Genomic DNA, 22,880 nt, shown 5'->3' on the forward strand with positions numbered 1-22,880 from the left:
GTTCGCAGTTCGAACGCCGCACCGAGCAGGGGCTGGACAAGAAGGACATCATGTGCTGCCTCAAACGATTCGTCGCCCGAGAGGTCTATCGCGCCCTGACCAGCACACCACCGAACGAATCACTCGAACCGACCTGAGTCCAGCGGGCATCCGGGGCCCTCACACCGGGCGCCGCGGCCCCGGGAGCGACGGCAGCCTGAACCACACCGCCTTGCCGGACTTGGTGGCGCGGTGACCGCAGGACGAGCTGAGGCTCCGGATCAGCAGCAGGCCCCGCCCGTGCTCCTGCCAGGGGTCGGGCGCCCCCGCGGCCGGGCGGGTCAGATTGCCGGGCGGCGCCGGGTCCGGATCGTGCACCTCGACCGTGCACCCCGTCGGCATCAGCTCGACGACCAGCTCTATCGGACCGTCGCCCGTGGCGTGCTCCACGGCGTTCGCCACCAGCTCCGCGGTGAGCAGCTCCGCGGTGTCGCTGTCCGCCGCGTGCTCGATCTCCGCCAGTGCCGTACGGACCAGTGCCCGGGCGACGGGCACGGCCGCGGCGGTCTGCGGCAGCGCGATCCGCCAGGAGGCGGGGGCGGGTGGCTCGTGCAAGGCGGGTCCGTTCATGGCGCAGGCTGTCCTGCTTTCGACTCGGGCATGGTACGGGGCACCCCGCGAGGGGCGGTCGGCGGGCTCGACCCGGGAACTCGGTCGGCTCCCCGGTACCGGGCTGCGTACCCCTACCGACGCCCGGCCGCGCACGGCCGGACCCGTCGTTACCGGCCTGTCGACAAGGTGTGACGCAGGCCGGGCGGCTCTGTCACACGGCGCCCTGCGCGCACCGCGCACGACCGCCTCTTCCCGTTCCACGGAGCCGATCATGGGACGGTTCACCGGATTCACGAAGAATCCGGGCGTATCACGATCGAATCCACCCTGTATCGCGGCATCATGACGACAGTCACCAATGAGTGATAACTTCAGGGGGGGAACAGCACAGCAGACAGCCGCCGCCCCGTCCGAGGAGGCCGCACGTCATGAGTCCCTTCACCGGTTCCGCCGCCCGCACCTCCGACTGGCGGCATCTGCGGTGCGCGTTCGCCGACGGGGTCGCCACGGTGACACTGGCCCGCCCCGAGAAACTCAACGCGCTCACCTTCGGCGCCTACGCCGACCTGCGCGACCTGCTCGCCGAGCTGTCCCGGGAGAAGTCCGTGCGGGCCCTGGTGCTGGCCGGCGAGGGGCGCGGCTTCTGCTCGGGCGGCGACGTCGACGAGATCATCGGCGCCACCCTGTCCATGGACACCGCCCGGCTGCTCGACTTCAACCGCATGACCGGGCAGGTGGTACGGGCCCTGCGGGAGTGCCCGTTCCCGGTGGTCGCCGCCGTGCACGGGACGGCCGCCGGTGCCGGCGCCGTCCTCGCGCTGGCCGCGGACTTCCGGGTGGCGGACCCCTCCGCCCGCTTCGCGTTCCTCTTCACCAAGGTTGGGCTGTCCGGCGGCGACATGGGCGCCGCCTATCTGCTGCCGCGGGTCGTGGGGCTCGGGCACGCCACCCGGCTGCTCATGCTCGGCGAGCAGGTGCGGGCGCCCGAGGCCGAGCGGATCGGGCTGATCAGCGAGCTGACCGGGGAGGGCCGCGCCGACGAGGCCGCCCAGGCGCTGGCCCGCCGGCTCGCCGAGGGCCCGGCGCTCGCCTACGCGCAGACGAAGGCGCTGCTCACCGCCGAACTCGACATGCCGCTCGCCGCCTCCGTGGAACTGGACGCCTCGACCCAGGCGCTGCTGATGAACGGCGAGGACTACGCCGAGTTCCACGCCGCCTTCACCGAGAAGCGGACCCCCAAGTGGCGGGGGAGGTGACGGGGCCGTGCGCGTCGCGGTGATCGGCGGAGGGCCGGGCGGGCTCTACGCGGCGGCTCTGCTCAAACGCCTCGACCCCTCCCGCGAGGTCACCGTCTGGGAGCGCAACGCACCCGACGACACCTTCGGCTTCGGTGTCGTGCTGTCCGACGAGACCCTCGGCGGCATCGAGCACGCGGACCCGGTCGTGTACGAGGCGCTGAAGGCCGAGTTCGTGCGCTGGGACGACATCGACATCGTGCACCGGGGCGTGCGGCACACCTCCGGCGGCCACGGCTTCGCCGCGCTCGGCCGGCGCAGGCTCCTTCAGATCCTGCACGAACGCTGCCGCGGCCTCGGGGTCGAACTGCGCTTCAGGACCGAGGCCCCCTACCCGGCCTGGCTGGCGGAGACGTACGACCTGGTGATCGCCGCCGACGGGGTGCACAGCGCCACCCGTGAGGCGTACGCCGAGGCGTTCGGGCCCTCGGTCGAGGAGCACCGCTGCCGCTACATCTGGCTCGCCGCGGACGTCGCCTTCGACGCCTTCCGCTTCGAGATCGCCGAGACCGAGCACGGCGTGATGCAGCTGCACGGCTACCCCTTCGCGGCCGACGCCTCCACGGTGATCGTGGAGATGCGCGAGGAGGTGTGGCGGGCGGCCGGATTCGACGAGACGGAGACCGCCGAGTCGATCGAGCGCTGCGCCAAGATCTTCGCGGACGCGCTGGGCGGCCGGTCCCTGCGGTCCAACAACTCCGCCTGGACCACCTTCCGCACGGTCGTCAACGACCACTGGTCGCACGGCAATCTGGTCCTCCTCGGCGACGCCGCGCACACCGCGCACTTCTCGATCGGATCGGGCACCAAGCTGGCGGTCGAGGACGCGCTGGCGCTGGCCGCGTGCCTGCGGGAGCACACCGCGCTGCCGGAGGCACTGGCCGCCTACGAGGAGGAGCGCCGCCCGGTCGTCGCCTCCACCCAGCGCGCGGCCTGGGCCAGCCTGGAGTGGTTCGAGAACCTCGGCCTCCACCTCGGCCAGCCGCCCCGGCAGTTCGCCTTCAACCTGCTCACCCGCAGCCGCCGGGTCACCCACGACAACCTGCGGCTGCGCGACGCGCGCTTCACGGACGCGGTGGAGCGCGAGTTCGGCTGCCCGCCCGGCACACCCCCGATGTTCACCCCCTTCCGGCTGCGCGGGCTGACCCTGCGCAACCGGGTCGTGGTCTCGCCGATGGACATGTACTCGGCGGTGGACGGCGTCCCCGGCGACTTCCACCTCGTCCACCTGGGCGCGCGGGCGCTCGGCGGGGCGGGCCTGGTGATGACCGAGATGGTGTGCGTGAGCGCCGAGGGCCGCATCACCCCCGGCTGCGCGGGGCTCTACACCGGGCGGCAGGCCGAGGCGTGGCGGCGGATCACCGGCTTCGTGCACGCCCAGGCGCCGGGCACCGCGATCGGCGTGCAGCTCGGGCACAGCGGCCGCAAGGGCTCCACCAAGCTGATGTGGGAGGGCATGGACGAGCCGCTGGACGAGGGCAACTGGCCGCTGGTGGCCGCCTCCCCGATCCCGTACACGCCGGCGAGCCAGACGCCCCGCGAGCTGTCCCGCGCCCAGCTGACCGACATCCGCGAGCAGTTCGCGGCCGCGGCCTGGCGCGCCGCCCGCTGCGGCTTCGACCTCCTCGAACTCCACTGCGCCCACGGCTATCTGCTCTCCGGGTTCCTCTCACCGCTCACCAACCACCGCAAGGACGCCTACGGCGGCACGCTCGCGCAGCGGCTGCGCTTCCCGCTGGAGGTCTTCGACGCCGTGCGGGCCGTGTGGCCCGAGGAGAAGCCCATGACGGTACGGATCTCCGCGACCGACTGGGCCGAGGGCGGTACCACGGCCGAGGACGCCGTCGAGATCGCCCGCGCCTTCGCCGCGCACGGCGCCGACGCGATCGACGTGTCCACCGGGCAGGTGGTGGCAGGGGAACGGCCGGCGTACGGGCGCTCGTACCAGACCCCGTACGCCGACCGGATCCGCCACGAGACCGGCGTCCCGGTGATCGCGGTGGGCGCCATCTCGTCCTGGGACGACGTCAACTCGCTGATCCTGGCCGGGCGCACCGATCTGTGCGCGCTGGCCCGGCCGCATCTCTACGACCCGCACTGGACCGTGCACGCGGCGGCCGAGCAGGGGTACAGCGGGCCGGGCGTGGCGTGGCCCGCGCCCTACCGGGCGGGCAGCCGGCGCCCGCAGACCGGGCGCGCGGACGCCCCGAAGCCCCGGCTCACGCTCGGTGGCTGAGGCTCACCCCGCCAGGTCCGCCACGCCCGCGAAGACCGCCCCCGCGTCCCGCAGCCGCTCGTGCAGCGCCCGGAAGACGGCGGCCGAGCGGACCCCCGGCCAGTCGTGGGGGAGCAGGCCGGCCGGCAGCCCGGGGTCGGCGTACGGCAGATGGCGCCAGGAGTCCAAGGCGAGCAGGTAGTCGTGGTACGCCTCCTGGGGCGGGGTGTCCTCGCGGTCCTCCCAGGCGTGCAGCACGCGCGCATGGCGGTCGAGGAACGCCTCGTGCTGCCCCGCGATCGCGGCCAGGTCCCACCAGCGCGTCACCGCCTCCACGGTCGGCGCGAAACCGAGGTGCTCGCCGCGGAAGAAGTCCACGTACGCGTCCAGGCCCAGCCGCTGAAGGGTGTGGCGGGTCTCCTCGTACAGGCGTGCCGGGGCGACCCACACCCCTGGGGCCGCGGTGCCGAAGCCGAGTCCCGCGAGCCGGGAGCGCAGCAGGTGCCTCTTCTGCCGCTCCGACTCCGGCACGGAGAACACCGCGAGCACCCAGCCCTCGTCCCGCGGGGGCGCCGTCGCGTACACGCGCCGGTCGCCGTCGTCGAGCACCTGCCGGGCGTCCGGCGACAGCGCGTACCCGGCAGCGCCCGCCGCGGTGCGCTCGGGCACCAGCAGTCCGCGCCGTTTCAGCCGGGACACCGACGAGCGTACGGACGGCGCGTCCACGCCGACCGCGCCGAGCAGCCTGATCAGCTCGGCCACCGGCACCGGGCCGGGGGTGAAGCGGCCGTAGGCGCCGTAGAACGTGACGATGAGGGAGCGGGGAGCGTGCTGATCGGACACGATGATCACTCTAGATCGTCCGCGTCACTCATGATCACCTTGTACCCGTGCGGAGTTGACGCCGGTGCCGTCGCCCGCCGCGTCGACCGTACCGCCGGCGGCCCGCGCGGGCGCCGTGGGCTCCGTCCGCAGCCGGAAGCGCTGGAGCTTGCCCGTCGCCGTGCGCGGCAGCGCGTCCAGGAAGACGAACTCCCGCGGGCACTTGTACGGGGCCAGCTCGGCCTTGAGGAAGGCGCGCAGCCCCTCCGGGTCGCGCCGCGCCCCTGGGCGGAGGACCGCGTACGCCACCACGACCTGTCCGCGCGCCTCGTCGGGCCGCCCGACGACCGCCGTCTCGACCACGTCGGGATGGCGCAGCAGGGCGTCCTCGACCTCGGGACCCGCGATGTTGTACCCGGCCGAGATGATCATGTCGTCGGCGCGGGCGACATAGCGGAAGTAGCCGTCGGGTTCGCGGACATAGGTGTCGCCGGTGATGTTCCAGCCGCCTTGGACGTACTCCCGCTGCCGCGGGTCGGCGAGATAGCGGCAGCCGACCGGGCCGCGCACCGCGAGCAGCCCGGGCTCGCCGTCGGGCACGGGCCTGCCCTGCGCGTCCTGCACGCGCGCCTGCCACCCCGGCACCGGAACTCCGGTGGTTCCCGGGCGGATCCGGTCGTCCGCGGCGGAGATGAAGATGTGCAGCAGCTCGGTGGCGCCGATGCCGTTGATGATGCGCAGCCCGGTGCGCTCGTGCCAGGCCCGCCAGGTGGCGGCGGGCAGGTTCTCGCCGGCGGACACACAACGCCGCAGCGACGCGACGTCGTGTCCGTTCAGCTCGTCGAGCATCGCGCGGTACGCGGTCGGCGCGGTGAACAGCACGGACACGCGGTGCTCGGCGATCGCGGGCAACAGCTGCCGGGGACCGGCCTGTTCGAGCAGCAGAGCACTGGCGCCGGCCCGCAGCGGGAAGACGACGAGGCCGCCGAGCCCGAACGTGAAGCCCAGCGGGGGGCTGCCCGCGAACACGTCCTCGGGGCGCGGCCGCAGCACGTGCCGGGAGAAGGTGTCCGCGATGGCGAGCACGTCCCGGTGGAAGTGCATACAGCCCTTCGGGCGGCCCGTGGTGCCGGAGGTGAAGGCGATGAGCGCCACGTCGTCCGCGGCCGTGGCCACCGGCGGGTAGGGCTCCTCGGGTGCCGGCAGGCGCAGCAGGTCGTCGGGGCCGTCGCCGCCGTAGGCGGTGATGCGCAGCCCGGGCACGCCGGCCTTCACCAGGTCGTCGGCGGCGCGGACGTCGCACAGGGCGTGGCCGACCCGGGCGATCTCGCACATCGTGCGCAGCTCGTGCGGGCGCTGCTGGGCGAGGACGGTGACGGCGACCGCGCCCGCCTTGAGCACCGCCAGCCAGCAGGCGGCGAGCCAGGGGGTCGTCGGGCCGCGCAGCAGGACGCGGTTGCCGGGGACGACACCGAGGCGGGAGGTGAGCGCGTGGGCGATCCGGTCGACGCGGGTGCGCAGTTCGCCGTACGTCCACACGCCGCCGTCCGCCGTGCGGAACGCGGGGCGCACCGGGTCGGTGCCGGCGAGCAGTTCGGCGGCCGCGTTCAGCCGTTCGGGGTAACGCAGCCCGGGCAGGTCGAAGCGGAGGCGCGGCCACTGCTCACGGGGCGGGAGATGGTCGCGGGCGAAGGTGTCGTGATGGGCGGTGGGGGCGCCCGCCTCACTTCCGGCGGCCGTGCCGCTGTCCGGGTCCGGGTCCGTGGTGGCGCTTGTGGCGTCCCTGTGGTCCATGGCGGTTCGCCCCCTCGTCGTGGTGGGCTCGCACAGGGAGCGTATCGTGTTGGTGACGACAGTCAATGGCCCGCGATACGGTCTGGGTCGTCGAGGCGCGCACCCCTGATGCACCGCCAGGAGAGGGGACCGGCAATGACCGCATTCTCGCTCGATCCGGCACAGACCGCCCGCAGCGCGGAGCTGCGCACACTGGCCGTGCGGCGGCTGCGGCCGCTCGCGGAGCGGGGCGAGCCGGGCCGCGTCAATCGCGCACTCGTCGCCGAACTCGGGCAACTCGGCCTGCTGGAACGCCTGTTCACCTCCGGCGCGCTGGAGCTGTGCCTGATGCGGGAGTCCCTGGCGTACGCCTGCACGGAGGCCGAGACGGCGCTCGCCCTCCAGGGCCTGGGCGCGCATCCGGTGCACGCACACGGTACGCCGGCCCAGCGCGCCCGCTGGCTGCCCGGCGTCCGCGCGGGCACCACCGTGGCGGCCTTCGCCCTGACGGAACCGGACGCGGGCTCGGACGCGGCGGCGCTGACCCTCACGGCGCGGCCCGATCCCCCGTCCGGCTGGCGGCTCACCGGTGAGAAGTGCTGGATCTCCAACGCACCCGAGGCCGGCTTCTACACCGTCTTCGCCCGCACCACCCCCGGGGCCGGCTCCCGGGGCGTGACCGCGTTCCTCGTGCCCGCCGACCGCCCCGGCCTGAGCGGCGCCCCGCTCGACATGCTCTCGCCGCACCCCATCGGCGTCCTCTCCTTCGACGCCGTGCCCGTGACCGCGGACGACGTCCTCGGCGAGCCGGACCGGGGCTTCCGTGTCGCCATGACCACCCTCAACCTGTTCCGTCCCAGCGTCGGCGCCTTCGCGGTCGGCATGGCGCAGGCGGCCCTCGACGCGACGCTCGCCCACACCGCCGGACGGGACGCGTTCGGCGGCAAGCTGAAGGACCTTCAGGCGGTCTCCCACCAGGTCGCCGAGATGGCCCTGCGCACGGAGGCGGCCCGCCTCATGGTGTACGCGGCGGCGACCGCGTACGACGAAGGCGCCCCGGACGTGCCACGCCGGTCCGCCATGGCCAAGCTGCTCGCCACCGAGACCGCGCAGTACGTCGTCGACACGGCCGTCCAGCTGCACGGCGCCCGCGCCCTGCGCCGCGGCCACCTCCTCGAACACCTCTACCGCGAGGTGCGCGCCCCCCGGATCTACGAGGGCGCGAGCGAGGTCCAGCGCGGCATCATCGCCAAGGAGCTGTACGCGGCCGTGCGGAGCACGGAGACCGGGATGACCACAGGGACCGGGATGACCACAGGGACCGGGATGACCACAGGGACCGGGATGACCACAGGGACCGGGATGACCACAGGGACCGGGATGACCACAGGGACCGGGATGACCACAGGGACCGGGACGACCACAGCAACCGGGACGACCGGGTTGACCGTGGAGGCCGCACCGTGACCGCCGAACGCGTGAACCCGCCCGAACTCTCCCCGCCCACCGGCTTCTCGCACGCCGTCGTCGCCACCGGCACCCGGCTGGTCTTCCTGGCGGGCCAGACCGCCCTCGACACGGACGGCAAGGTGGTCGGCGACACGCTGCCCGAGCAGTTCGAGCGGGCGCTCACCAACCTGCTCACCGCCCTGCGTGCGGCCGGCGGGACCCCCGCGGACCTCGCCCGGGTCACCGTCTACGCCGCCGACGTGGCCGACTACCGCGCACACGCCGCCGAACTCGGGCGCATCTGGCGGGACTCGGCGGGCCGCGACTACCCCGCGATGGCCGTCGTGGGGGCCGTCCGCCTCTGGGACGAGGAAGCCCTCGTGGAACTCGACGGCTTCGCCGTGCTCCCGTAGCCCGCGCGTCAGGCCGCCATGGCGAGGCGCTCCATCGGCACCCGGCGCGGAGCGATCACACTGCCGTCGGGGAGCAGTTCACCGGTGTCGTCGAAGACGATCACGCCGTTGCACAGAAGGCTCCAGCCCTGCTCCGGGTGGGCGGCGACGACGTGCGGGGCGGTGGTGCCGGCAGCGTGGCACGTGGGCTGGTGGGAACACATGGCGCACCTCCGGGTGAGGGGCGGGCGGCCGGATCGCCGCCTCCCTGGACACGACCATGCTCCGCCGGCCGGCTCATCGGAACCGCCGGCCGGGAAGCGTGACACGATACGGACAACTCCCTGACGGTTCGCGGACGGCCGGTGCCGATTCGCCACGAAGGGCCCCGGCGGCCTCCCCGTGAACTCGACCGTGACCCGGTCATCCGCATCGTGGCCGGCCCGGAGGCGGCTGAGTCAGTCGGCCGTGGGCCTCCACTGGTCGGCCTCTCGTGCCGCCGCGCGCGCACCGAGGAGGCCGACGGCGAGCGAGACCACGGCACATGTCGCCGTGCCGGCCGCCAGGACGGTCCAGGACACGGAGCCTTCCTGTACCAGGGCGATGAAGAACACCGAATGCCATGCGGTCACTGCGCCCGTCACCACTGTGGAGATGAGCAGGGGAACGGTCAGGTGCCATGAGCTCACGGAGCGGAACACGCGGCGGCGGCCGGTCAGGACGGACAGCGGGGCGAGAGCGTGGCGGATCCGTACGAACTCTGCCGCCGCGCTCACCGCGCCGGCTACCAGAAGGAAGAGGAGGCCGGTGACGCCGAACAGCTGGATCCAGTTCGGAAGGCGGGTACGGGAGGACCCCAGCCAGGTCCCGCCGAGCTCTGTGACCTGGACGGACGGGTCGGGGAGCGTGTACGCGGCCTGCTTGACCGCGGCGAGCTGTCCCGGTGCGGGGGTCACGACGAGGAGGGACTGGGTGCCGTCCGCCTTCACCGTGATCCGGGATGCCGGGCTGAACTCGATGTCTCCGTACCAGCGGCGCAGTTCGTCCACCTGCGCGCTGCCTGCGGCCGCGGTCCTCGTGCCGCCGGTGCAGGCGACGTGCAGCGTGCGCAGGTCCCGGCAGGACCCTTCGATCGACACCCACGGGTCCTTCGGCGGTCCGGGGTCGTGCAGGGTGCGGGTCAGCAGAATCGACCCTGAGGGAAGGGAGGTGCGCAACCGGTCCGTCTGCGCCGCGGTCATGCCGCTGGTGGTCAGCTCGATCACGGTGTCCTTGATGCGCTGGTGGGTGGCGACCGCGGCTTGTGCGTGCTCTCCGAGTCTGCTGGTCCACACCTGCATCTGGGCGACGATTCCGATGCCGATCACCATGGCCAGCGCGAGGCGGACGATGACGCCGGGGTGCGCGTGGGTCCACCGTCCGCCGATCATGCGGCCCGGGTGGCCCCGGCGCCGGCCGTTGTCGGCGAGCCAGGCGCCCAGACGGCGGGTGGCGAGGGCCACGACGGAGGACAGGAACGCCCACATCACGACGGTTCCGCCGGTGAACACGATCAGTTGAGCCTTGCGGGGCACGTACTGGCTGGCCAGGACCAGCGCGACACCGGCTCCGCAGACCACCAGCCGCCAGGCGGGAACACGGGAGGTGAACGATGTCGGGCGGGTGGATCCGCCGTCCCGGTGGACACGGTGCGTGGCCACGACGATGCCCAGCACGGCCAGCAGGGAGACGACTCCCGCCCCGGCGGCGGTGGGCCAGGCGTCCGCCACGTCGCGGTGGTCGAGGAGGTATCCGGTGGGCGCCAGGCGGATGTCCGCCACGGAGGCGACGGTGTACGGGACGAATGCGGCGAGGGTTCCCAGCGCCGCCGGGAGGGCGGCTTCACCGATGTTGACGATCATGCGGTGACGCCATGTCCCGCCGAGGGCCTGCAGCAGACTGCTGCGCCGGTCGCGCGAGCGGGAACCGACCCGTGCACTGATCACGACCAGGGCGAGGGCGGGCAGGCCCGTCAGCGCCCACATGGCCGTGAGGGGAGACGTCACGGGAGCTTGGTCGGCCATTTCCCCGGTCGCTCCGCCGCCGCCTCCGAAGGCGGCCACGGGCAGCCATCGGTGATCGCTCTTCGGCGGGGCCTGCGCCACGTGGACGTAGGCGATCCTCTCGGAGGGGGTGACCAGGCCGTCGGTGGTGATGGTTCCGGCGAACGACCCGTACCGGGTGCGGATTCCCTCCGTGTCGCCGGTACGGAGGAGTTCGGGCGAGAGCAGTACCTCGCCCGGCCCGGGCCAGCGGGGCACGCCGGCGGGGACCGGGGCGTCGGCTGTGAGGGGGTGGACGAACACGACGGATACGGGCCGTGCGCCGATGGCGTCGGCGCCTTCCCGGTACAGCAGCGCGGCATGACCGCTGCCGGTGATCACCGGTCCGCGGGCGTCCGCGCGGTTCTCGCGGCCGTCGTACGTGGCCAGGGTGGCCACGGTCGCGAGAGTGACGAAGGCGACGGCGAGGGCGGCACCGAACAGGCCCCACCAGCGCAGGCGGTCGCCGGGACCGGACCGGCCTGCGGCGAGCCCGACCCGGACCAGCGTGCCCGCGGTACGCGTTCGGGTGAGCATCAGACGGCTCCTGCTTCGGCCAGGATCCCGCCGTGCAGTTCATGGCGGCGGTCCGCCCGACCGGCCACCGAGGGATCGTGCGTCACCAGGAGCAGCGCGCAGCCGCGGTCGCGGGCGGCGCTGAACAGCAGGCGGGCCACGCCCTCCTTGGCCTCGGGGTCGAGGGCGCCGGTGGGCTCGTCGGCCAGGAGAACGGCGGGCTCGGTGATCAGGGCGCGGGCCACCGCGGTGCGCTGGCGCTCGCCCCCGGAGAGCATCCCGGTGGGGGTGGTGCCGACGGGGACGCCGAGTTCGCCGAGGAGTTCCTCCGCGCGCCGGTAGGCGTCCTGGGGCCGGCCGCCGTCGAGCAGGACCGGCAGTGCGACGTTCTCCACCGGGCTGAGTTCGGGGAGGAGTTCACCGAACTGGAACACCATGCCGAGGGTGTCGCGCCGTGCCCGGGCGAGCTGCGCGGACCCGAGTCCGGTGATCTCCCGGCCCCCGGCGGTGATCGTGCCCGCCTGCGGCTTGATCAGGCCGAGGATGCACATGAGGAGCGTCGACTTGCCGGAGCCGCTGGGGCCGGTCACCGCGACCGACTCGCCGGGGGAGACGGACAGCGCGACGCCGTCGAGGAGGGTTCGTCCCTCCACCCGGTAGCACAGACCGCTCACCCGGAGCCCGGACGAATCACGTGGTTTCACAGAATCTGGCCTCTTGTGTCAGAAAAGGGAACGCCGCGCCGGCCCGTGCGGGCCGGCGCGGCAGGAGCATCCGTGGGGTGCCGGCTTACGGGATGACCCAGCCGGAGCAGTCGTCCGGGTTGCCGTAGTTCTCGTCGCACGCCTTGAACTTGTAGATCCGGGAGCCGTCGCCCGAGGTGGCGGTGGTGCCCGGGCCGCTGTGGTTCCACAGCGTCCGCTTCGTGTCCGGGCTGGCCGTGCGGTAGTACTCGGCCTTCACCGGGTCCCCGTCCTTGCTGTTGTCCTTGACGGATATCTTCCCGCTGTCACCGCCGGCCGGTGACCAGGCGTGCGCACCGCCGCCGTAGGCGTCGGCGGCGACAGCCGTGGCCGTGGGTACGGCGAGCGCCGCGGTGAGCAGCGCGGCGGCGACGAATCTGACCTTCTTCATTCTGTTCCCCCTGCTTGGTCATCTGTTGGGTGCGAAAAGCCGAGTTGCCATGACATGGCGCCGATGCCACGGCTTTGGGCTGTCGCCCCAGTTGGCGCAACTATCACACAGGTGACGCTCGGGAAGCCTGGAGGTTGCGGGGGGACGACCCAATGTCGGCCTGGGGCTCTATATCGGGTTAAGTAGGTCATGTCCGGTGGTTGTAGGTGAGAGTCCGGAGAGAACCGGAACGAGTCGTGGACGGCGGCTCACCATGGGACGGTCACGGTGTCGAACGGAAACGGATCACGACGGCGCGCCAGGTCCCGAACACATGGCGACGGCGACGTGACCGGGGCCGCAGCCGCCTGTTGGCGGGAATCGATCGGTGGCGAGGCCGCCTCCACCGGCGGACGGACGAAGGCGGGGTGCCCTGCTGGGCGGCCACGGGTGCGGCCGCCGGGGAGCGGGCCGCGGGGGACCGGGCCGCGGGGGACCGGGTTCAGCGGCAGAGTTCCATGATGGAGTCGTCGAAGTCCGGGAACTCTCGCGTGGTCTCCTCGATCACGGCAGCTGCCGGAGCCCGGTGGTCCGGTGCGCATCGCTCGGCGATGGCCGTCAGTTCACGATCGGGGTGCGGAACCCAGTCGGGCTCGTACGAGGCGGCAGCCTCCCAGGGGCCGAAGCCGCCGGCCAGCAGCCACAAGAAGGCGCCCAGGTCGCGCGCCTGGGCCCACGACCCATTCGGCACCCGGGTGCTGAACACCACCACCAGCGGCGCACCGGCGAGCACACCGTCCTACACCGGCGCCCGCTACGAGACCACCACGGGCAACCTCGACCTGCACGCCCGCCAGTACACACCGGCCACAGGCCGCTTCAACCGTCCCGACCCGGCCACCCCCGACCGCTCCAGCCCGTACACCTCGGCCTACGCCTACGCCAACAACACACCCACCTTCCTCACCGACCCCAGTGGCCTGGCGCCGCAGGACCCCGACGACGAGCACGTCCACAGCTTCGGCCAGGCCCTCAAGATCTTCGGTGACGCCTTCGTCCAGGTCTTCAAATCACCCTTCGAGTTCCTCGGCGACGCTCACGACGCCTTCACCGGCCAGAACGGTGGCGCCGGAGCCTTCGTTGACAAATACCTCCCCCTCCGCCCCACCTACCGGCTCTACCGAGCCGAATACATGCTCCGACAGCAGGTCAAGATCACGGATACGGCGATGAGCAAGCTCGAGGAGGCCGGAGCCGTGACCCGGAAGATTCCGGAATCACCGAAGTCGCCGAGATTCCAGGGTTACGAGTTCCACATCCCCCATCGGCTTTCAACCTCTTCAATCGGCTCAGACGGGACGGCGGCATTGAGATATCACCCTGACGACATCGCCCAACCCGACGTGATGGGTTACCTGCGGAGGAATGAGAGCCAGTTCTTCCGCTCGGGTACCTACGACGCCGTCGAACTGGCAGGCATGATCGCCACCGAAGCTCTGACCCTGGGCGCGGGGAATGTCCGGATCCAGTCCGCCGGGGAGTGGCTGACCGTGTCGGCTGACAAGGACTGGCTGGAACGCCACGAGCACGAAGCGTTCCACAACATCACGCCGTTCCCGGAAGCCGGCGTCAACAGCATGCTGGCAGAGGTTCTCGCCGTTGCCTTTTCGGCAGCCGTGACAACCGCCACATGCGACAGGTTCAAGGTGATCAAGGGGGAGGTCACTTCCCCCGCCCGCCCAGTCGGCCAAGACACGGGCAGGGCGGTTGCCTTCATGCGCCGACGCGGGCTCCAACCCCTCGGATGAGTGCGGTGCGGCCGCATGAACCACAACCGGTTCATGCGGCCGCGCTCCCCAGAAAGTACGCCAAGCGAGACGGCGAATCGGGCCACGACGGCTCGAGCACAGCCTGGACGAGCGGGCAGTAGCTCGGCCCCGGCCGAAGTCGCAGAGAAGTCCCACAGGGGCCCGCCGCGCCCGCTCCGGACTCGCCTCAGCGCAGGTCGGACAGGGTCCGGCAGCGTCCGCCCGTCAGATGTTCCGGAACGTCTCGATCTGCGCCCCCACCGTGTTGAGCCGCTCGGCCAGGTCCTCGTAGCCGCGGTTGATGACGTACACGTTCCGCAGCACGGACGTGCCCTCCGCCGCCATCATCGCCAGCAGCACGACGACGGCGGGCCGCAGTGCGGGCGGGCACATCATCTCGGCGGCGCGCCAGCGGGTGGGGCCCTCCACCAGGACCCGGTGCGGGTCGAGGAGCTGCAGCCGCCCGCCGAGCCGGTTCAGGTCCGTGAGGTAGATGGCCCGGTTGTCGTACACCCAGTCGTGGATCAGCGTCTTGCCCTGCGCGGAGGCCGCGATGGCCGCGAAAAACGGGACGTTGTCGATGTTCAGGCCGGGGAAGGGCATCGGGTGGATCTTGTCGATCGGCGCCTCCAGTTTGGAGGGCCGCACGGTCAGGTCCACCAGCCGCGTGCGGCCGTTGTCGGCCACGTACTCGGGCGTGCGGTCGTGGTCGAGCCCCATCTCCTCCAGCACCGCGAGCTCGATCTCCAGGAACTCGATCGGCACGCGCCGGACCGTGAGCTCGGACTCGGTGACGACCGCGGCGGCGATCAGGCTCATCGCCTCGACCGGGTCCTCGGAGGGGGAGTAGTCCACGTCGACGTCGATGGTGGGCACGCCGTGCACGGTGAGCGTGGTGGTGCCGATGCCCTCGATCCGGACGCCGAGCGCCTCCAGGAAGAAGCAGAGGTCCTGGACCATGTAGTTGGAGGAGGCGTTGCGGATGACCGTGACGCCGTCGTGGCGGGCGGCGGCGAGCAGGGCGTTCTCGGTCACGGTGTCGCCGCGCTCGGTCAGGACGATGGGGCGGCGGGGACGGACCGACCGGTCCACCACCGCGTGGTACTGCCCCTCCGTGGCGGTGACGTCGAGCCCGAACCGGCGCAGCGCGATCATATGCGGCTCGACGGTGCGCGTGCCCAGGTCGCAGCCGCCCGCGTACGGCAGCTTGAAGCGGTCCATGCGGTGCAGCAGCGGACCGAGGAACATGATGATGGACCGCGTACGGCGGGCCGCCTCGGCGTCGATGGCGTCCAGGTCGAGGCCGGCGGGCGGCACGATCTCCAGATCGACTCCCTCGTTGATCCACCGGGTCCGCACGCCGATCGACCCGAGCACCTCCAGCAGGCGGTAGACCTCCTCGATCCGGGCGACCCGGCGCAGGACCGTGCGTCCGCTGTTCAGCAGCGAGGCGCACAGCAGGGCCACACAGGCGTTCTTGCTCGTCTTCACGTCGATGGCGCCGGAGAGCCGGCGGCCGCCGACCACCCGAAGATGCATGGGGCCCGCATACCCCAGCGACACGATCTCACTGTCCAGGGCTTCACCGATTCGGGCGATCATCTCAAGGCTGAGGTTCTGATTGCCGCGCTCGATCCGGTTCACGGCGCTCTGACTGGTGCCGAGTGCCTCCGCGAGCTGCGCCTGGGTCCAGCCCCGGTGTTGCCGGGCGTCACGGATGAGCTTGCCGATGCGTACGAGGTAGTCGTCGGACATGAGGCTGAGGTTATCTCAGATATGAGATGGCGCCTCTTGTGGGGTCCGTTCGGGTGGCGGAGGGTGCCGGGGCCGCGCGGGTCGCGGTGCGGTGCGGGGCCGCGCCGGGGCGGGGCGTGATCCGGGTCTCGCATGACCATCCGGCCCCCATGTACTAGAGTTATCTCGACATCGAGATATCTGCCGAGGCGCACCGCAGCCGCCCCGGCGGTAAGGGTTACCTAACTTAGCCTTACCTTGCCGAAGCGGCCGAGGCGTCGTGGCGGCAGGATTGCGGTGGTACGCGCACATCAATGAAGGAGACTGTCGTGTCGGCGAACAGCTTCGACGCCCGCAGCACGCTGCAGGTGGGCGACGAGTCGTACGAGATCTTCCGGCTGGACAAGGTGGAGGGCTCGGCCCGCCTGCCGTACAGCCTCAAGGTCCTGCTGGAGAACCTGCTCCGCACCGAGGACGGCGCGAACATCACCGCCGACCACATCCGCGCCCTCGGCGACTGGGACTCCCAGGCCCAGCCGTCGCAGGAGATCCAGTTCACGCCGGCCCGCGTGATCATGCAGGACTTCACCGGCGTACCCTGCGTCGTCGACCTCGCCACCATGCGCGAGGCCGTCAAGGAGCTCGGCGGCGACCCGGCGAAGATCAACCCGCTGGCCCCGGCCGAGCTGGTCATCGACCACTCCGTCATCGCCGACAAGTTCGGCACGAACGACGCCTTCAAGGTGAACGTCGAGCTGGAGTACGGCCGCAACAAGGAGCGCTACCAGTTCCTGCGCTGGGGCCAGACCGCCTTCGACGAGTTCAAGGTCGTCCCGCCGGGCACCGGCATCGTCCACCAGGTCAACATCGAGAAGCTGGCCCGCGTCGTCATGGTCCGCGACGGCAAGGCGTACCCCGACACCCTGGTGGGCACCGACTCGCACACCACCATGGTCAACGGCCTCGGTGTCCTCGGCTGGGGCGTCGGCGGCATCGAGGCCGAGGCCGCGATGCTCGGCCAGCCGGTCTCCATGCTCATCCCGCGCGTGGTGGGCTTCAAGCTGACCGGTGAGCTCAAGCCCGGCACCACCGCCACCGACCTGGTGCTCACCATCACCGAGATGCTCCGCAAGCACGGCGTGGTCGGCAAGTTCGTCGAGTTCTACGGCGAGGGCGTCGCCGCCACCTCCCTCGCCAACCGCGCCACCATCGGCAACATGTCGCCGGAGTTCGGCTCCACCGCCGCGATCTTCCCGATCGACGAGGAGACCCTCAACTACCTGCGCCTGACCGGCCGCTCCCCGCAGCAGGTCGCCCTCGTCGAGGCGTACGCCAAGGAGCAGGGCCTCTGGCTGGACCCGAAGGCGGAGCCGGAGTTCTCCGAGAAGCTGGAGCTCGACCTGTCCACGGTCGTCCCCTCCATCGCCGGCCCGAAGCGCCCGCAGGACCGCATCGTCCTGGCGAACGCCGCCGAGCAGTTCAAGCAGGACGTCCGCAACTACGTCGACACCGCCGACGAGGCGGGCAAGGAGTCCTTCCCGGCCTCCGACGCCCCGGCCGTCCACAACGGCGTACCGGCCAACCCGGTCCCGGTCACCGCCCCCGACGGCACCACCTACGAGCTGGACCACGGTGCGGTGGCCGTCGCGGCCATCACCTCCTGCACCAACACCTCCAACCCGTACGTCATGGTCGCCGCCGCGCTGGTGGCCAAGAAGGCGGTCGAGAAGGGCCTGACCCGCAAGCCGTGGGTGAAGAGCACCCTCGCCCCGGGCTCCAAGGTCGTCACCGACTACTTCGACAAGGCCGGACTGACCCCGTACCTCGACAAGCTCGGCTTCAACCTCGTCGGCTACGGCTGCACCACCTGCATCGGCAACTCCGGCCCGCTGCCGGAGGAGGTCTCCAAGGCCGTCAACGACCACGACCTCGCCGTCGTCTCGGTCCTCTCCGGCAACCGGAACTTCGAGGGCCGCATCAACCCCGACGTCAAGATGAACTACCTGGCGTCCCCGCCGCTGGTCGTCGCCTACGCCATCGCCGGTTCCATGAAGGTGGACATCACCAGGGACGCCCTGGGCACCGACCAGGACGGCAACCCGGTCCACCTGACGGACATCTGGCCCAGCGAGGCCGAGGTCAACGAGGTCGTCGCGAGCGCCATCGGCGAGGACATGTTCACCAAGTCCTACAGCGACGTCTTCGCCGGCGACGCGCAGTGGCAGGCGCTGCCCATCCCGACCGGCAACACCTTCGAGTGGGACGCGGAGTCGACGTACGTCCGCAAGCCCCCCTACTTCGAGGGCATGGGCATGGACCCGGAGCCGGTCTCCGACATCGCCGGCGCCCGTGTGCTGGCCAAGCTGGGCGACTCCGTCACCACCGACCACATCTCCCCGGCCGGTGCGATCAAGGCCGACACCCCGGCGGGCAAGTACCTCACCGAGCACGGTGTCGAGCGCCGCGACTTCAACAGCTACGGCTCCCGCCGCGGCAACCACGAGGTCATGATCCGCGGTACGTTCGCCAACATCCGCCTGCGCAACCAGATCGCGCCGGGCACCGAGGGCGGCTACACGCGTGACTTCACGCAGGAGGGCGCCCCGGTCTCCTTCATCTACGACGCCTCCCGCAACTACATCGAGCAGGGCATCCCGCTGGTCGTCCTGGCCGGCAAGGAGTACGGCTCCGGTTCGTCCCGCGACTGGGCGGCCAAGGGCACGGCACTCCTCGGCGTCAAGGCCGTCATCGCCGAGTCGTACGAGCGCATCCACCGCTCGAACCTCATCGGCATGGGCGTCCTGCCGCTGCAGTTCCCGGAGGGCGCCTCGGCCGGGTCCCTCGGCCTGACCGGCGAGGAGACCTTCTCCTTCACCGGCGTGGAGGAGCTGAACAACGGCACCACCCCGCGCACGGTCAAGGTCACCACCGACACCGGGGTCGAGTTCGACGCGGTCGTCCGCATCGACACCCCCGGTGAGGCCGACTACTACCGCAACGGCGGCATCATGCAGTACGTGCTGCGCAGCCTGATCCGCAAGTAAGGGATCCGGCACGGCGGTTGGGCCGCGACCCCGGCGACGGGGCCGCGGCCCGCTGCCGTTCTCGGCGGGAGAAGGGGGGGCGGAGCACGCGGAGAAGGGGGGGCGGAGCACGCCGTCGGCCTGATTGTCAGTGGCCGTCCCTAGGGTGGCTCGCATGGAAGTCATGGCCTTGGAACAAACGCTGCGCGAGCGCCCCGGCGACGAAGCCTCGTGGGGCGCCTACGGCGACTGGTTGCGGGAACAGGGCGATCCCCGGGGCGAGTTGATCCGCCTGGAGCAACGCCACGCCCACGCGAGGCCCGCCGACCGGGACGAGCTCAAGCGGCGGATCGATCTGCTGGTCGAGGAGCACGGGAAGAACTGGGACGCGGAGCTGCCGCCCGCGGTGACCGTCCGGGCGCGCCGGCACGGATTCGCCGTCGGCGTCGCCGTCGAATGGTCCGAGCAGGCGCCCGCGCTGATCGAACAGGCGTTGCGGGGCCGCTTTGTGACCGGGCTGCTCATCCGGCCTGGCGACCAGGCGCAGGAGGCCGACGAGGAGTACTACAACGACGAGCCCGGCTGGGACGAGGACGGTGTGCCGCTGCCGCCGCCACCCCATGACGCCGGCGCCCTGGCGGAGCTCGACCTCGGCGGGCTGAGCGAACTCAGCCTCCAGTACTTCCGCATCGGCGACCCCGGCGCCGAGGCCCTGGCCGCCGCGTCCTCGCACGGGCGGATCGAGACGCTCGACCTGCGCTACTGCGGCATCGGCGACGCCGGCCTGGCAGCCCTCGCCGCCTCCCCGGCCTTCACCACCGTCCGCTGCCTGCACCTCCAGTCCAACCGGCTCACCGCCACGGGCGTGCGCGCGCTGGCCCGTTTCGAGCGGCTGGAACAGCTCGACCTCCGCTACAACCGGATCGGTGCGGACGGGGCACAGGCCCTGGCCGAGGCCCCGTTCGCCGGCTCGCTCAGGCGCCTGCTGCTCTACCGCGAGGACGTCTCCGGCGCCGGCGTGCACACCCTGGCGCACGCGCCGCAACTTCCGACGGCCCTGCGCAGCTTCTGGAGGAGCGTATGAGCACCGCACTCCGCGACCGCTTCTTCGCCCTGTCGGCCGGGCGGGCCGACGCGGACGAGATCGCCCGCTACCGCGCGGAGGTCGACGCCACCGACACCGAGCCCGCCGCGACACTGGACGGGCTCGCGATCTCCTGGCACCCCACCGCGCGCTTCAAGGCCGTGCGCTTCGTGGACGCCGAGCGCATCGACGAGGGTGTGCGCGAGCAGTTCGCGCGGCCCAGTGAGCCGGCACCCCACCTGGCCGCCGTCTTCGTCGATCCGCGTGAGCTGTCGTTCCGTACCTTCGAGAACATCGTGCCGCTCGACCGCTGGTTCGCGGACACCCCGCTTCGGTTCGAGCCGGCGGAGCCGGTGGAGCTCACCGGGGGCGCCTACACATCACGGCTGCTGCTTCCCGACGCGGGCCGCGCCCGCCTCGAAGGTCTCGACGCGCTGGGCCTGTACGTCCCGCCGCTCAACGCCGCCACGCGCGGCGGCGAACGCTTCATCTTCCACTCGGCCCTGCTCGCCGAGGCACTCACCGAGGCGGTCGCCGGGGCGATGCCCAAGCCGTTGCTCGACGGCTTCTCGCACGTGAACCCCGTCTTCCGCTGCAACCGCTTCGAGCCCGGCGACGCCAACTTCCACCGCCACCGCGACACGCCCTACTACGACGCCGCCCGCGGGCACGTCTCCCGCTACACGCTGCTGCTCTACCTCACCGGCGGCTGCGGAGACCCCGCGCTCGACCTGACCGGGAGAGCGTCGATCGAGGACGTCGAAAGCTTCACCTGCGTCATCTTCGACCAGCGCTACGAGCACGAGGGCGCGCCCTTCCGCGACGGCCGCAAGGTCTTCCTGCGCACCGAACTCGTCTTCGCCGAGGATCCCGAGGTCACCCACGACCCCGAGATCGGGGCGCTGTTCAGCAAGGCGTGCTACCTGACCGGCGAGAGCGTCTTCGCCCCCGAGCTCGCCCGCCACGCCGACGCCTGCTACAACCAGGTCGCCGCCGCGCACTGGAACGGCGGCCTCTCCCACGGCCCCGCGCACGAGCCCTATGTCCACAAGCAGTTCCGCGGTGTGCACTTCATCGCGAACGGCTACGACTTCTGGTTCGCGAAGAGCGACACGCTCTCCCTCGCCGAGTGCGCCGCGATCACGCTGCTCGACTACTTCAACTGCAAGCTCGGCGACACCGCCTTCCGCGACCTGTGCGCATCGGTCGTGATCGAGGCGGAGGACGACACATGGATACCGGGCTTCCTCGGGGAGAAGAGCGGGGGCGGGGCCGGCGCGTCCGCCGTGGCGCCGTTCGACAAGTCCGCGTTGTTCCCCGAGCCGGAGCTGACGGACGGCGTGTGCTGCCCGTTCCACGACTGCGGCCGGTTCGACCCCACACGCCTGGATGAGATCGTCGACCTGAACGAGCGCGCGCAGAGCTTCGCGAAGGCGCACATCATGCCGGCGCCGATCCTGATGCTCGGCGAGGACGTGGTGCTCGATCCCGACAAGTTCGTGATCCGGGGCAACCAGATCCATGTGCTGGGCAAGGAGTCGCTCACCCCCGTGAACTTCGCCGCGTGCTGGAACGCCGGCGGAGTCCCCGGCAACTACATCGGCGTGGCGGCCACCGTCGGCGCGGCGCACTTCCTCGTCCCGCCGATCGTCTTCTCCGAGACGGACGGCTGCCGCCGCCTGCAGTTCGACTTCTTCCGCAACACCTGGATGGTGAAGCACCGGCAGGCGACCGTCCCCGTCCCCAGGATCAGCCCGCTCGCCGATCTCGACCTGGGCGAACTGGAGGAGGGCGCGGACGAGCCCTGGCTGGACGCCGTCGATCCCTCACTGGTCGAGGGCGGTTCGGGCGAACACCCGACACCGTGGTGGGCCGATCGCTCACCGCTGGTCGACGAGCTCTACGACCATCTCGGCGACTACGACTACGAGTACTACGGCGGCGACCACGATGCCGAGGACGAGGACACCGAGGGGTAGGGGGACACCGAGGACGAGGGGGAGTGCCGGGACGAGGGCCGTCGGACGGCGTCCCGGCACCGCTCAGATCCACCCGGCCGCCTGAGCGATCGCGAAGGGCGCGGGGATCAGGGTCGTCAGACGCAGGTACAGGCCCAGCGGTCTGCCCTCCTGCCAGGGCATGAGGACGTCCACCACCAGCACCATCCCGAGGACGAACGCGCTGCCCAGCGCCGCGCCCAGGGCCATGCCGACGGTGTTGTCGGGTGATCCCCTGCCGCAGCCCAGCCCGTTGGCGCAGCCGGCGAGTATGTATCGGGTCAGCAGCCACCGGACGCACACGCCCGGGACGATCGCGACCGTCCCGATCAGAAGGTTCGCCACCGCGGCCGCCCACCAGGAACCGGCGGTGCCCCTGTCATGGCCACCGTCCGCGCCGGAACCGTGCACAGCCCGCCCTCTCCCCGCTCGTTGCGTTCGTACAGGTAGATGACCACGAGAGCACTCGGGTTGCCCCGCGTGCCGCCGGGGGAGGCCGACACCGCCCCCACGAGTGACCCCTCGTGACACCGGCGTTGCCCCGAGCAGGTGCGAACACGACGGGACCGCCGCTCCCTTGTGCGTCAGACGTTTACAGGGAGCGCTGTGCGCGCTAGCTTCACGCACAGCGGGTGGGAGCGCTCCCATTGGCTCGCGGTCCCGGTGGACCGGAACCTGCCCGGATCGCGCGGGCGCGCTCCCGCTCGGCACCCCGGTAGCGGCCCTCAACGGCGCGTCGAGTTCCTCGAAGGGCCCGGACGTCCGGACGCGACGGTGCGCAACGCCGACTGGAACGGAGTGCTGGATCCGGGCGAGAGCACGACGTTCGGATGCGTCGTCCGGGGCCCGGGTGACGATCCGGCGACCAGCCTTCCCTGCCAGGTGGGTTGAGGCGCTCGGGGCGGACCGGGTGGCGGGTGTGCGCCACCCGGTCCGCGAGCCGTTCCGGCCCACGGGGGAGGGGGCCGGACCGGATGGAACGTGGTT

The 22,880-nt window shown here is 71.6% G+C and carries 18 protein-coding genes and 1 pseudogene; 9 read left to right on the top strand and 10 right to left on the bottom strand.

The window, feature by feature from the left end; all coding sequences use genetic code 11:
* Window positions 1-14: 14 nt before the first annotated feature.
* Window positions 15-137 (top strand): annotated as a pseudogene (locus tag ACZ79I_RS30390) (IS110 family transposase); the annotation flags it as partial.
* A 22-nt stretch (window positions 138-159) separates the two neighbouring features.
* Here the strand turns inward: ACZ79I_RS30390 and ACZ79I_RS30395 are convergent.
* Window positions 160-609 (bottom strand): ATP-binding protein, encoded by a 450-nt coding sequence (locus tag ACZ79I_RS30395; RefSeq protein ID WP_471501395.1) that lies wholly within the window; start codon window positions 607-609, stop codon window positions 160-162.
* 410 nt (window positions 610-1,019) lie between these two features.
* On the opposite strand from ACZ79I_RS30395, the gene ACZ79I_RS30400 reads away from it, so the two are divergent.
* Together ACZ79I_RS30400 and ACZ79I_RS30405 are read left to right on the top strand one after the other, a co-directional pair.
* On the top strand, window positions 1,020-1,847 hold the full coding sequence (locus ACZ79I_RS30400) for an enoyl-CoA hydratase family protein (RefSeq protein ID WP_471501397.1): 828 nt from the start codon (window positions 1,020-1,022) through the stop codon (window positions 1,845-1,847).
* Between the two features lie 7 nt (window positions 1,848-1,854).
* Entirely contained in the window at window positions 1,855-4,122 is a 2,268-nt protein-coding gene (locus ACZ79I_RS30405; protein WP_471501399.1) for a bifunctional salicylyl-CoA 5-hydroxylase/oxidoreductase, read from the top strand.
* 3 nt (window positions 4,123-4,125) lie between these two features.
* On the opposite strand, the gene ACZ79I_RS30410 is transcribed toward ACZ79I_RS30405, so the two are convergent.
* Window positions 4,126-4,953 carry a PaaX family transcriptional regulator gene (locus ACZ79I_RS30410; RefSeq protein WP_471501401.1) on the bottom strand — a complete coding sequence of 276 codons (828 nt, stop codon included), beginning with the start codon at window positions 4,951-4,953 and terminating at the stop codon, window positions 4,126-4,128.
* 15 nt (window positions 4,954-4,968) lie between these two features.
* Window positions 4,969-6,717 (bottom strand): AMP-binding protein, encoded by a 1,749-nt coding sequence (locus ACZ79I_RS30415; protein ID WP_471501403.1) that lies wholly within the window; start codon window positions 6,715-6,717, stop codon window positions 4,969-4,971.
* Between the two features lie 135 nt (window positions 6,718-6,852).
* Here ACZ79I_RS30415 and ACZ79I_RS30420 point away from each other — a divergent pair, with 135 nt between their 5' ends.
* Window positions 6,853-8,163, top strand: a complete 1,311-nt coding sequence (locus tag ACZ79I_RS30420; protein WP_471501405.1) for an acyl-CoA dehydrogenase family protein — start codon at window positions 6,853-6,855, stop codon at window positions 8,161-8,163.
* Window positions 8,160-8,558, top strand: coding sequence for a RidA family protein (locus ACZ79I_RS30425; RefSeq protein ID WP_471501407.1), 399 nt, complete (start codon window positions 8,160-8,162; stop codon window positions 8,556-8,558). Before ACZ79I_RS30420 ends, ACZ79I_RS30425 begins: the two co-directional genes overlap by 4 nt.
* A gap of 8 nt (window positions 8,559-8,566) precedes the next feature.
* Here ACZ79I_RS30425 and ACZ79I_RS30430 read toward each other — a convergent pair whose 3' ends face one another.
* The 5 genes from ACZ79I_RS30430 to ACZ79I_RS30450 form a co-directional block, all read right to left on the bottom strand.
* Entirely contained in the window at window positions 8,567-8,761 is a 195-nt protein-coding gene (locus ACZ79I_RS30430) for a DUF5999 family protein (protein ID WP_471501409.1), read from the bottom strand.
* A 234-nt stretch (window positions 8,762-8,995) separates the two neighbouring features.
* Window positions 8,996-11,155: a permease gene (locus tag ACZ79I_RS30435; RefSeq protein ID WP_471501411.1), complete on the bottom strand. Its 2,160-nt coding sequence runs from the start codon at window positions 11,153-11,155 to the stop codon at window positions 8,996-8,998.
* Window positions 11,155-11,838 carry an ABC transporter ATP-binding protein gene (locus ACZ79I_RS30440; RefSeq protein WP_471501413.1) on the bottom strand — a complete coding sequence of 228 codons (684 nt, stop codon included), beginning with the start codon at window positions 11,836-11,838 and terminating at the stop codon, window positions 11,155-11,157. The genes ACZ79I_RS30435 and ACZ79I_RS30440 overlap by 1 nt, the downstream gene beginning before the upstream one ends.
* Before the next feature lie 85 nt (window positions 11,839-11,923).
* The gene (locus ACZ79I_RS30445) at window positions 11,924-12,268 is read right to left on the bottom strand and encodes a hypothetical protein (RefSeq protein ID WP_471501415.1); all 345 of its coding nucleotides are present in this window, start codon (window positions 12,266-12,268) and stop codon (window positions 11,924-11,926) included.
* A gap of 481 nt (window positions 12,269-12,749) precedes the next feature.
* Window positions 12,750-12,998, bottom strand: a complete 249-nt coding sequence (locus ACZ79I_RS30450; protein ID WP_471501417.1) for a hypothetical protein — start codon at window positions 12,996-12,998, stop codon at window positions 12,750-12,752.
* Window positions 12,999-13,002: 4 nt separating this feature from the next.
* Between ACZ79I_RS30450 and ACZ79I_RS30455 the strand changes: the two genes are divergently transcribed.
* Window positions 13,003-14,055, top strand: a complete 1,053-nt coding sequence (locus tag ACZ79I_RS30455) for an RHS repeat-associated core domain-containing protein (protein WP_471501419.1) — start codon at window positions 13,003-13,005, stop codon at window positions 14,053-14,055.
* A 225-nt stretch (window positions 14,056-14,280) separates the two neighbouring features.
* Here the strand turns inward: ACZ79I_RS30455 and ACZ79I_RS30460 are convergent, their stop codons facing one another.
* Window positions 14,281-15,810 carry a helix-turn-helix domain-containing protein gene (locus tag ACZ79I_RS30460; protein WP_471501421.1) on the bottom strand — a complete coding sequence of 510 codons (1,530 nt, stop codon included), beginning with the start codon at window positions 15,808-15,810 and terminating at the stop codon, window positions 14,281-14,283.
* A 308-nt stretch (window positions 15,811-16,118) separates the two neighbouring features.
* Between ACZ79I_RS30460 and acnA the strand changes: the two genes are divergently transcribed.
* From acnA to ACZ79I_RS30475, 3 genes are all read left to right on the top strand, one after another.
* Window positions 16,119-18,833 carry an aconitate hydratase AcnA gene (gene acnA / locus ACZ79I_RS30465; protein WP_471501423.1) on the top strand — a complete coding sequence of 905 codons (2,715 nt, stop codon included), beginning with the start codon at window positions 16,119-16,121 and terminating at the stop codon, window positions 18,831-18,833.
* 163 nt (window positions 18,834-18,996) lie between these two features.
* Window positions 18,997-19,896 (top strand): TIGR02996 domain-containing protein, encoded by a 900-nt coding sequence (locus ACZ79I_RS30470; protein ID WP_471501425.1) that lies wholly within the window; start codon window positions 18,997-18,999, stop codon window positions 19,894-19,896.
* Window positions 19,893-21,875, top strand: a complete 1,983-nt coding sequence (locus tag ACZ79I_RS30475) for a hypothetical protein (protein WP_471501426.1) — start codon at window positions 19,893-19,895, stop codon at window positions 21,873-21,875. The genes ACZ79I_RS30470 and ACZ79I_RS30475 overlap by 4 nt, the downstream gene beginning before the upstream one ends.
* Window positions 21,876-21,938: 63 nt before the next feature.
* Here the strand turns inward: ACZ79I_RS30475 and ACZ79I_RS30480 are convergent, their stop codons facing one another.
* Window positions 21,939-22,238 (bottom strand): hypothetical protein, encoded by a 300-nt coding sequence (locus ACZ79I_RS30480; RefSeq protein WP_471501428.1) that lies wholly within the window; start codon window positions 22,236-22,238, stop codon window positions 21,939-21,941.
* Window positions 22,239-22,880 lie beyond the last annotated feature (642 nt).

Source organism: Streptomyces sp. PSU-S4-23, from assembly GCF_055632315.1.